The following is an 11,805-nucleotide window of genomic DNA, read 5'->3' on the forward strand; positions in this document are numbered from 1 at the left end:
TTAGCGGCAGTATTTGTTTTCCTATTGCCATTTAGCATTTTCAGGTATAAAACTTTAAAATCTTAGTAAGTGTAATTCATTCCATACAGTTAAATAATGAAGACATTCAAATTCTTAAAAAATAAATATAATGTTGCGTTACTAATTGACATTGGTACCTATAAAGACATTCCAAATTATTTTTTTGAAAGTGAGCTCCATCATACAGATTTTTACGAACTTATATTTTTCTCTAAAGGAAATGGCTACTTAGAACTTGATCATCAAAGAATTGAAATTTCTGATAAAACAGTCGTTTTTATTTCTCCTTTTCAAAAAAGAAGATGGTTTTTGGATAAAACCAAAGTTGAATGTTATTTTTTATTTTTTCAGGATAGTTTTCTGTCTGATTTTTTTTCAGATAAACTATTCTCCTTCAGGCTACAGTTTTTTTACAACAAAACCAAACCATTGTATCTAAAGGTCAATGACGGCTTCTTTTTGCAGCTGACAGATATAATTCAGGAGCTGATCAGTGAAATAAAAACATTCAAATCAGATAGCGAACATATCATAAGAGCATTATTGTATTTTATACTAATCAAACTCAATCGGGCCTATGCACAGCATTATCAACTGTCTTCAGAAACAGAAAATAATAGCATTGCATATATGTTTAAAGAAATTTTACAAAATAAAGTCTGTAAAGTAAGAAACATCGACTATTACTCTCAAGAGTTAGGTATCAGCAGAGTAACACTAAATAAATGCATCAAAAAACAATTTGGGGTTACCGCCTCTGAAATGATAAACGAATTTATTCTCTTTGAAATAAAGTCTCTGCTAAACTATACAAAACTTAATATCAATGAAATTTCGGATCTGTTACAATTCTCTCATGCGAATCATTTAACGCGTTTCTTCAAGGCACAAACAGGGATCTCTCCAAAAGAATTCAGAAACACTTATCAAAATGGTAGTTCTTTTACCTAACTGGTCATTATTATTTTTTTATGTGTGCTATTTTTGTACATGAGAATATTTCCACCGAAAAACAACAAGTCATTTCATATCAAAATCACTGGAGAATGTGGTCTTTTCTGTAGAAATAACTTCACTATTAAACATTAAACAGTCTTTCAATGAAAAAGCAAATCAAATTTATATATACTTTGACATTACTTCCCTTAATTCTATTCGGCCAACTCCGACAAGACACTGATCTCGTGAATCTTTACAGGAAAGGAAAACTCAAATCTGTAAATAGAGAGATTAAAGTCGTTTCGTCTGATAGTGGAGCCTATCTAAAAATAACAGAAAATAAAAAGGAAGGTATTGTATGGATACCTGGTAAGGACTTTAAAAACGGTATCATTCAAATAAAAATGCGGGGAAAAGACGTTTTTCAACGAAGCTTTATTGGAATCGCTTTTCACGGTGCCGATGATACTAATTATGATGCTGTTTATTGTCGTCCTTTCAATTTTTTTGCTAAAGACTCTGTTCGGAGAATTCATGCTGTGCAATATATTTCTCATCCCGATTTTACCTGGGAGAAATTAAGAAAAGAAAGAAATGCGATTTTTGAGAAAGAAATTATCAATCCGCCAGATCCTAATGATTGGTTTACATTGAAATTAGTAATTGAAAACACAACTGTTAAGGCCTATATAAACGATGCAGAACAGCCTTCACTGATAGTCGAAAAACTTAACAATCGAACATCAGGAAAATTAGGGCTATTTACAGCAGACAGCAGCGGAGGGGACTTTAAAAATATCAAGGTAAGTTATAATTAATGGGAATATTAATGTAAAATTACAGGAACAATTCTAAACACCTTTTTCAGAAAACAAGAGAAAGTTTTAGTTTTACTTGCACTACCATAATCAATTACTTATTCTAAATTTAAAAAATCATCTAGTAATTTAACATTAAACAGATACTTTAAATCCTCCGGATTTTTTTTTGAGAATTCCTGTTCACAACTAATACAAAAGGCTTCAGAAAAAAATCTGAAGCGCTTTTTCTTTAGCTATATATAAAAATTACGGGACTTGTAAAGAATTTATAATCTGTAACAAAGCAAAAAATACTTTATAGAACAAAATCACCAGATTGTTATTCTGTCTTTTTCTGGCAAAAACATTTTATCTCCAGGTTGTACATTAAATGCTTCGTAAAAAGGTGTAGTATTCATTAGAGGTCCATTAACACGCCAATTTGGTGGAGAATGTGGATTATTATTAATCCACAAACGCAGAAACTCATCTTTCATTTTTACTCTCCATATTTTAGCTATAGAAATAAAAAAGCGCTGATCTGGAGTAAAACCGTCAATTTTTGTATTCCCTTTTCCTTGTTGTGTCATTTTAAAAGCATCATACGCAACTGCTATTCCCGCAATATCTGCGGTATTTTCGCCAACTGTCATTGCTCCATTAATGTGTAAATCTCCCAAAACAGTAAAGGTGCTGTACAAATTAATAACCTGTTGTATTCTTGATTTAAACTGTGCATAATCTTCTTTTGTCCACCAGTTTTTCAAGTTTCCATCCTTGTCATATTGAGCCCCCTGATCATCAAAAGTGTGGGTTATTTCGTGGCCTATAACCATTCCAATACCTCCATAATTAAGTGCATCATCAGCGTTATTGTCAAAATACGGGGCCTGCAAAATACCTGCAGGAAAAACAATTTCATTTGCAGTAGGATTGTTATACGCTGTAACTGTTGGAGTTGTGGTGTACCATTCTGATCTATCCACATGTTTGCCCAATTTTGCCAATTGAAATTGATATGCAGCTGCAGAGGCTGAAACCATATTTTCAAAATAGGTATTTTTAGCTATATTTACGTTGCTATAATCTCTCCATTTATCCGGATATCCTATTTTCTTAGTAATGGCAAACAATTTTTCTTTGGCTTTTTGTTTCGTAGCAGTACTCATCCAATCCAGTTTATCTATTCTTTTTCCGTATGCTTTTTGCAGATTATTGACTAGCTCCAGCATGCGTTTTTTTGCATCTTCTGAAAAATATTTTTTCACATACAATTCACCCAATGCCTCGCCTAAGTAATTGTCAATGACAGTAGCCATTTTTTCCCCACGTGATTTCTGAACCGCCTGACCAGAAAGTACTTTGGCATACTCAAAAGTAGCATCTGCAAAAGGCTTACTTAAATCATCTGCATATCTTTCTATAGAGTTTGCTTTCAGATAAATTTTCCAATTTGTTATAGAAGTGGTTTTCAGCAGTTTATTAAGGGCATCGTAATAAGCTGTCTGCCCTACATTAATAGAATCGGTTTTGGCACCCAAATTATTTAAAAAAGCAGTCCAGTTTATGTTGGGATGTTTTTTTACAAGATCTGTGACAGCCATTTTATTATAATTTGCCTGTACATCCCTAAGTTCAACTTTTGTTTTATGGGAAACAGCGAGTTGTTTGTCAATATCGTAAACCAAATTAGCATTCTTTTTAGCTTCGGCGGAATTGCTGCCTATTAGCTGAAATAATGTAGTAAGGTATTTTTTGTAAGATTCCTGTATAGCAATAGTTGATGCATCTGATTTGAAGTAATAGTCCCTGTCAGGCAGCCCAAGACCTGTTTGATAAATCTGGGCAATATTCATAGTACTGTTTTTCTCATCTGGCGATACTCCAAAACCTATAATAGAAGAATTATCCACTTTTACCTGATGGCCTACAAACTTCATTAAAGAAGGCAAATCGCTAATAGCTTCAATTTTGTCAAGAAGTGGCTTGATAGGTGTATAACCGCGTTTGTCAATAGTTACAGTATCCATACCAGATGCATAAAAGTCACCTACTTTTTGTGCGATACTCCCTGCCTTATTCTTGCTTTGAGAAATACTATCCAATATTCCCTGGAGTCGAATTCGCTGCGGAAAATTCATAAACATATAGGCACCGACTCCAGACTGAGATGCAGGTATAGACACAGAATCATACCATTTGCCATTTACATATCTAAAAAAATCATTACCAGGCCGTAATGTAGAATCTATTCCCGTAATGGTAACATTTTTGTTACCGTTATGTTTTGAGCACGCTGTAAAAGCTAATAATACAATGAAGAGCACTACTGTATTTTTCATAATGTGATTATTTCTATAAATGAATCAAAAACGTTTGAAGACAGCTATTTAAATATATATATCTGGCATATTAATTTTAGTACAACAAGATACGAATTCAGTTTTTAATTATGAAGTTAAAAAATAGGCGCATAAAAAAAGAGGCATCAGCCTCTTTTTCAATTAAAATTTTATAGGTAATTTTAAAAATATTATCGTTTAGACTTCAAATTAATTTTACCTGTCTGAAGCCCTTTACCTGTTACTTCGAGTTGGATAGCACCCGGGGTTTTAATTGCTTTAACCAAAACCACTAGTTTACCACTGAAAAGCTTCATATGATTTTCATGAAACATTTCCAATGAGGTAGCATCACCATTACATGCTGCTCTGTAAGTTGCAGCACCGGTTACTTTAAACTGCAATTCATTATCTGCAACAGGACATGGTATCCCGTTTTTATCTACAACTGAAACCGTAACAAAGGAGATATCCTCACCATCGGCTTTGATTGTTTTACGATCTGCATTTAGTACAATTTTATAAGGATCACCAGCCGTTTTAACCTCGCTTTTGGCAGCAATTTTTCCATTAGAATCAAAAGCCACAACTTTTACCGTTCCCGGCTCATACTTTATATCATTCCACATTAAACGATAACGGTTTTGCGGAGTTGAGTTATTTTTATTTTGGATCCCCATGCTCTTTCCGTTTACAAAAAGCTCGGCACTGTCGTAGTTGGTGTAAACAAAAACCGGAGTAATCTCTCCTTCTCTTCCTTTCCAGTTCCAGTGTGGTAATATATGAAGCGTTTTGTTTTCCTTATTCCACCTGCTTCTGTAAAGATAAAAACGGTCTTTAGGCAATCCTGCTAAATCTGAAATTCCAAAATAAGAACTTCTTGACGGCCATTTTTCATCATACGGTGTAGGCTCACCTAAATAATCAAAACCTGTCCAGACAAATTCTCCAATAACCCAGGGTTTGTCATCCTGAAGCACGAAATCTTCATCAGGGACATTGGACCAGCTGCAGGCTTCAAGATCATAAGACGAACTTTGAAAATCATCGTATTGTTTGTTCTTTTCCTGAACCACCGGAAATTTATAAATTCCTCTGGAGCTCACCGTAGAAGCCGTTTCTGAACCTAATATAAATCCTTGTGGGAATGTTTTATAAGCTTCTTCATATAGATGCACCCTGTAATTTAATCCCGGAATATCCAGCAAAGCTCCAAAGCCAGATTCCATAGTTGCTTTTACCTGATCCATACCAACAGTCACTGGTCTTGTAGGATCTTCGCGGTGAAAAATGTCCTGTAGCCATCTGGCACGTTTTACCCCTTCAGCTCCCCATTGATCCGGAACTTCATTTCCAGAACTCCACATTACAATAGAAGGATGATTTCGCGTAGCTCTTACTAAATTTACAATGTCTTTTTCGGCATATTCTTTAAAAAAGCGATTATATCCATTTTCTACTTTTGGCTTTGCCCATTCGTCAAAACTTTCTGCCAAAAACATAAAACCCATTTCATCAGCCAGTTCAAGCTGTTCAAAAGAAGGCATATTGTGAGAACTTCGGATGGCATTACATCCCATATCTTTTAGAATGGTAAGCTGTCTTCGAAGCGCCGCTTTATTTATTGCCGCACCAAGAGGTCCTAAATCATGATGAAGACAAACTCCTTTAAATTTAGTCACTTTTCCATTCAGACTAAATCCTATTTTAGGCTCATATTTTATAAACCGGATACCAAACTTGATGTTTTGTTCGTCTTTTAAAGTTCCGTCTGCTGCATATAATTTGGTTACTGCTGTGTACAAATAAGGCGTTTCAGGGCTCCATAAATTAGGCTTGGCAACTTCTATTAGCTGATGGAATTTTCCATCCTTTGTATCAGTACTTTTTTGTGTTGCCACAACCTTGTTATTAGCATCTTTTATTTGGGTTACCATCGACAAGTTACTGCCATGAAACTCTGCTTTTATATCAACAACAGCACTATTCCCTTTCATGTCAGGAGTAGTAATAAAAGTCCCCCATTGCGCAAAACGTTCCTCTTCGTTAAGTACAATACTAACTTTTCTGTACAAACCAGCCCCCGGATACCATCTTGAAGAAAATGGTTCATTGGTTAATTTTACAGCCAATATATTTTCTTTTCCAATAAGAAGATCATTGGTAATATCAATATAAAAATAGCTGTATCCATACCCCCATTGCCCAACCTTTTTCCCGTTTAAATAAACCTGGGGTTCGCTCATTGCACCTTCAAAAAGAAGAAGTGCTTTTTGGCCTTTTTTAAATTCCGGAATGGTAAATGTATTTCTATACCAGCCCGTTCCTATATGTGGCAATGCTCCGGTTCTTCCTGTTTTTTCAGTTGCTTCTTTTTCTCCGTTTTGTTCAATGATAACGGTTTGTATGTCCCATTTTTTATCAAAAGGACCATAAATAGCCCAATCATGAGGAATACTGACTTTTTCCCATTCTGAAGTATTAAAATTAACTGCAAAGGCATCTCCTTTTACTTCTTTAGAAAAACTCCAGTTGTCTTTTAAAACAATAGTAGTGGATTGCGACCAAATTTTTCCGGACGAAAAAAAGAGCAAAAACGCGAGTAATATGGACTTAAAAAATATCTTCATTTTCGTTTTGTACTTTACTATTAAGAAATTATAAAACTCAAATCTTTTAATTCTTAATTGAAATTTATTTAATTTTTGAAAGCATCGAGTGCCGGCGACGGTTTTCCGTTGTCAAGCCATGCATTTAGCTGATAACCGCTCCAGCTTTTTGCGCCCTGTGGTTCCCAGTAAATAACGCCTAAACCTTTATTGTCAGGTACGCTTTTTACAGCTTTTATAGTGGCTTCAAGCATTTCCTTGGTATTTTGTTCCAAAGTATAATCGCCTCCTACTTCGACTATCATTACTTCTTTATTGTAACGTGAAACCATATTTTTTAGATTGTTTTCCAGATCGGCAATGTTTTCTTTATAATCTGTTTTTAGCCAAAAAGGGTAATATGAAAGACCAATAACATCGTATTGAACATTTAGTTCTGTTGCTTTGTCAAAAAACCATCTGAATTTTTCGTTTTTATTGCCTTCGTCTAAATGTACAATTACCTTAATTTTTGAATCTATAGCTTTTGTTGCCTCATATCCTTTGTTCAACAATTGAGCCAATTGAGGAAAGTTGTCTGTGTGTCCTTCAGGCCAAAGCATACCGCTTGGAATTTCATTTCCAATCTGAACCCACTCTGGTGTAACTCCTGATTTTCTCAATAATTTCAGCACATCATAGGTATGATTGTAAACATCGTTTAGCAATTCCACAAAAGAATGGTTTGCCCATGCTGCCGGTTTATTTTGTTTGCCGGGATCAGCCCATGAATCGCTGTAATGAAAATCGATCATGATACGCATTCCCAACTTTTGCGCGCGAACCGCCATGACAACTGTTTCTTGGGGGCTACAGTGTCCGCTAGCTTTATCATTATTGGGATTTACCCAAACGCGCAAACGAAGGGTATTGATTCCTCTATCTTTTAATAATTGCAGACAATCCTTTTCAGAGCCGTCTGTATCATAAAATTTATAACCTGTGGCTTCCATTTGTGGGAGCCATCCCACATCAGCTCCTTTAGAAAAAGAACCTTCTTTACTTGTCCTTTTTGTTTTACATGAAGTAAATACAAGTGCTAAGACAAGCAAAAAAGGTACTATTATAAAATGTTTTTTCATTCTATATTATCTGGCAAAAGCCTGCATTACAGATAATGCATTGTTGTCAAAACTATATAAAGCCTGATTCTCATAAGTAGAACCGAACGATGATTGTTTTCCTCTAAAAGCAACCCATTCTCCACCCCAGTAAGCAAATCCTTGTCCGTGTGCTGACGCTTCAACCGCAGCTCTGACAGCAAGAACAAAGGCCTTTTGTCCTTTAGGAGTCGCCGGAAATTCAGGTATTATTTGTGAACTATCCCCTATAATATTATTCGTAAAATCATTATACAAGAATGTAAATGGGTAAGATGTTTCTGCAATCACTACTTTTTTACCATATTTTTCTCCAAGGGCATCAATTGTAGATGCTACTTCAGTCACATCTTTTCCGTGATGAACAGGGTAGTATGATAATCCTATATAGTCATAATCAATGGGTTTCATTTTGTTGAAAAACCAATCCGTACCTTCACCATTTATACCTGCATAATGAATCATGATTTTTGCATTTGATGATTTTGCGCGAACAGCTTTACTTGCAGCAGTCAATAAAGCAATGCATTGTTGCTCATTGCTAGATAATTTCCCTTGTGGAAAAAGTAATCCATCGTTGATCTCATTTCCGATCTGGATAATATCAGGATTGATCTGGTTCATGATTTCTTCTGTATAGGTAGTTACCGCTTTTTTCAGGTCCTCAAAAGATAATTTTTCCCATTCTTTAGGGGTTGTCTGTTTTCCTGGATCTGCCCAGCTATCAGAATAATGAACCGTTAACCAGACTCTAAGACCTGCTCTTCTTGATTTTTCAGCCAGTTCTTTTACTTCTTCCATACCAGAACGTCCATTTACAGGATTTTTCCATAAACGGATTCGAACTGTATTACAACCCGCATTTTTAAGAGTTGTAAGCATGTTTTCTTCCTTGCCATTATTGTAGAACTTAGTTCCAATAGCTTCCATTTCCGGAAGATAAGAAACATCAGAAGCTCTGATAAAAGTATCATCTGCAGGCGGCTGAGCAACACTTGGAGCTTTGTCATCATCACCTGAACAAGAAAACTGAATTGCTGTTATTACAAGCAATCCAAGGAATTTTATATGTTTTTTCATATATATAAGTTTTTTATCGAGCTATATGTATAGCAGTTACTAAAAATTAAAACTTTTAAAATAACACACCAATACGGATAGCTTTTTTGTTTTTTTAAATATAATTTTAAAAAAGAGGAATAAGAAGCCTCAAATAATAGGAAATTTGAGGCTTATGCTTATTTTATTGATTATTCTACTTTGATGAAAGTATAACGGCCATCTAAATCGTTGAACCAAACATCATATTTTCCTTCTTTTTCAATAATAATGTCTGGTCCCCATTCTGCCATCCATTGATTATCAGCATAAAACAACATTTTTCCTGCTTTTAAAGTTTGAGCTGAAGCTTTCCAGATATGAGGATTAAATGTTGATTTAGTTAAAGCTACTTCCATATTCCAACCTGAATCATCTCCAGTTATTACTGAACCTTTATAAGCAATTTTATTATAGTTAGTAGTAGTTGATCCAGTATAAGGAGCAAGTTTATATGTTAAATCCTGAATATTAATTTCGAAAGTATAATAACCGTCAGTTGCAATTGGGAAACTGCTTGGATCAGTTTGATCAAAAGACGTTCTTTTTACCACTGTGGTTCCGTCATGACCATATGCAGGCAACCATGAATCAATTTTTCCAAGTAATTTAAACCCGTCTACATGTGCTTTAAAATATCCTGTATAATAATGTTTTGTATTGTCATTAGGATCTGTAAACATTGGCATGTTGTCGTTGTTAAGATTCCATCCTGCTGAAGTGGCGTCACCTACTAAATACAAAATAGTCACTGGCGTTTCCAGACTTCCGTATGGTGTTACTGAAATAGTGATTACGTCTGAAAATTTTGGCTCAGCATTTGCTGATCCAGCAGTAGCCTTAATTCTTACATCAATCGAGTTTTCAACATTTGGTGTTAGTCCAAGCTCCAATACTCTTGTGTTAAGTTCCGCAACATCTATGATTGAATAAGTAGAAGTTGAAGAGGTAACATCAACAGGTGCTGCAAATTCAGTGTCATTTGCTGCAATCTGAACAGTGTAGGTAACAACAGTTGGTGTTCCATAACTTACTTTTTCCCAGCTAACAGTAAGGGCTGTATTTGCAGGTGTAGCTTCATTTAAAATAATAGAAGAACCATTTTCTGGTGTGATGATGGAGAAAGAAGCTTCCTGCGGTTTCAAAATCATTAAATTTTCTTCGTTTTCACAAGACCATAATCCTGCAAGTACTGCTATAGCAATAAAAATTTTATAAATATTTTTCATTTTGTTATCTTTTATATTGTTAAAAAAGGATTTAGTAACCCGTATTTTGAGTTAAGTTTTTATTAGATCCTAATGATGCCTGAGGAATAGGAAAAAGTCTTCTGAAAGAAGGGATTGAAATTCCCCTGGCAGCATTTCCTTTCCATGACCAGTTGTAAGTTCCTCCTGTATATAATCCAAAACGGATTAAATCCTGTCTTCTGTGTCCTTCCCAGTATAATTCGCGTGCTCTTTCATCAATTATAAACTGCAGGTTTAATTCGCTTGCTGTAATATTTGCTGTTGTAGCATTGTCATTAGCTCTCTCTCTCAATTTATTTACATAAACAAGTGATTGTGCGATGGTACCATTTCCTCCTCTCAGTGTAGCTTCTGCGTACATTAAGTAAACATCCGCTAACCTGAATAATGGAAAATCAGTATCTGCAAAATCCCTGTTTTTTCCGCTAACTCCTGTAGAAGTTTTATTAGAAAATTTAGATACAATATATCCTTGTGATTTTACACTAATATCTGCAATATCTATTGTTCTCTGTTTTGTTGCAGTACCTGTTCCAATAGTATTTCTGTCGTCCTGACTAAATTTAGCACCATCAAATTTTTGTACAAATTGTTTTCTGATACGTAATGCACCTGTCCATCCTGTAATTCCAAAATCAACTGCATTGTTTTCTATTTCTCCAATTTGCCCATTAATTAAAAAGGTTGTACCTCCCCAGTTTTGAGTAAGAATCCCGTCTGACTGAATTGTAAAGATCATTTCTTCTGATGTATTATTATCAGCCATAAAGTTTTCAAGATACTTTGGTTTTAGGGTATATCCTCCAGCAATGATTTCGTTACACATGGTAATACAATCATCATAACGATCAGTATCTGTATATACCTTGGCATTCAAATAAATTTTAGCCAGAATCATACGTGCCACAGCCTGATCTACTCTTCCGTACACATTGGTTCTTGCAGGTTTTAAGTCTGGTAAAACCGCTTTTAATTCCGTTTCAATAAATTCAAATAATTGCGTTCTGTTATATTCAGGCCCTGCAAAATTTAAAGGATCATTTTCTGTGTACATAGGTGCTTTACCAAACAAATCCATCATGTTGTAGTAAGCATATGCCCTTAAAACACGAACTTCTTTTCTGTAAAGTTCAATTTCGGCAACAGTTCCAGCATCCGTAATATTTCTTCCTTTTAATTTCTCAGGTGTACTTTCACGTAAAAAATCATTAGCATAAGCAATAGAAGCCATTGTACGGCTATACATTCCTAGAATAATAGGGTTTGCCGCTGTCCATATATTTCGTTGTAATTCAGCAGTACCTTCGTCATTTTCATAACTCCATATCATTTCGTCTGTAGTCAGTTCCTGTAGGTTCAGTAAACATCTTACATACTGGCTTGTTCCCGCAGCTAAACCTTCTAATGAAGAATATACAGGCCCCTGAGTACCGGTTAGAGTAAGGTTTCCATAAACACCTGCAAGTGCTTTTTTATACCCTGCCGGAGAAGAGAACAAAGCATCAGCAGAAAGTACGTCGTCATCTTTAGAAACTACATTCATGTCATCCGTACAAGAATGAAAAACGGTAGCTATTGCTATAATAGTTATTATATACTTTTTCATT

8 protein-coding genes are annotated in these 11,805 nt (G+C 35.0%); 2 read left to right on the plus strand and 6 right to left on the minus strand.

The window, feature by feature from the left end:
* Positions 1-96 precede the first annotated feature (96 nt).
* Both K8B81_RS15245 and K8B81_RS15250 read left to right on the plus strand, forming a co-directional pair.
* Positions 97-972, plus strand: coding sequence for a helix-turn-helix domain-containing protein (locus tag K8B81_RS15245; protein ID WP_223682423.1), 876 nt, complete (start codon positions 97-99; stop codon positions 970-972).
* Positions 973-1,121: 149 nt separating this feature from the next.
* On the plus strand, positions 1,122-1,778 hold the full coding sequence (locus K8B81_RS15250; protein ID WP_223682424.1) for a hypothetical protein: 657 nt from the start codon (positions 1,122-1,124) through the stop codon (positions 1,776-1,778).
* A gap of 311 nt (positions 1,779-2,089) precedes the next feature.
* On the opposite strand, the gene K8B81_RS15255 is transcribed toward K8B81_RS15250, so the two are convergent.
* From K8B81_RS15255 to K8B81_RS15280, 6 genes are all read right to left on the minus strand, one after another.
* Complete coding sequence (locus tag K8B81_RS15255) at positions 2,090-4,102, minus strand: M13 family metallopeptidase (RefSeq protein WP_223682425.1); 2,013 nt, start codon at positions 4,100-4,102, stop codon at positions 2,090-2,092.
* A 191-nt stretch (positions 4,103-4,293) separates the two neighbouring features.
* Positions 4,294-6,732: a DUF4982 domain-containing protein gene (locus K8B81_RS15260; protein WP_223682426.1), complete on the minus strand. Its 2,439-nt coding sequence runs from the start codon at positions 6,730-6,732 to the stop codon at positions 4,294-4,296.
* Positions 6,733-6,800: 68 nt separating this feature from the next.
* Positions 6,801-7,832, minus strand: a complete 1,032-nt coding sequence (locus K8B81_RS15265; protein ID WP_223682427.1) for a glycoside hydrolase family 53 protein — start codon at positions 7,830-7,832, stop codon at positions 6,801-6,803.
* 6 nt (positions 7,833-7,838) lie between these two features.
* Positions 7,839-8,930: a glycoside hydrolase family 53 protein gene (locus K8B81_RS15270; protein WP_223682428.1), complete on the minus strand. Its 1,092-nt coding sequence runs from the start codon at positions 8,928-8,930 to the stop codon at positions 7,839-7,841.
* A 170-nt stretch (positions 8,931-9,100) separates the two neighbouring features.
* Positions 9,101-10,177, minus strand: coding sequence for a SusE domain-containing protein (locus K8B81_RS15275; RefSeq protein WP_223682429.1), 1,077 nt, complete (start codon positions 10,175-10,177; stop codon positions 9,101-9,103).
* 31 nt (positions 10,178-10,208) lie between these two features.
* Positions 10,209-11,804, minus strand: a complete 1,596-nt coding sequence (locus K8B81_RS15280) for a RagB/SusD family nutrient uptake outer membrane protein (protein ID WP_223682430.1) — start codon at positions 11,802-11,804, stop codon at positions 10,209-10,211.
* Between the last annotated feature and the right edge of the window lies 1 nt (position 11,805).

Source organism: Flavobacterium hibisci (assembly GCF_020026925.1).
Lineage (GTDB): Bacteria > Bacteroidota > Bacteroidia > Flavobacteriales > Flavobacteriaceae > Flavobacterium > Flavobacterium hibisci.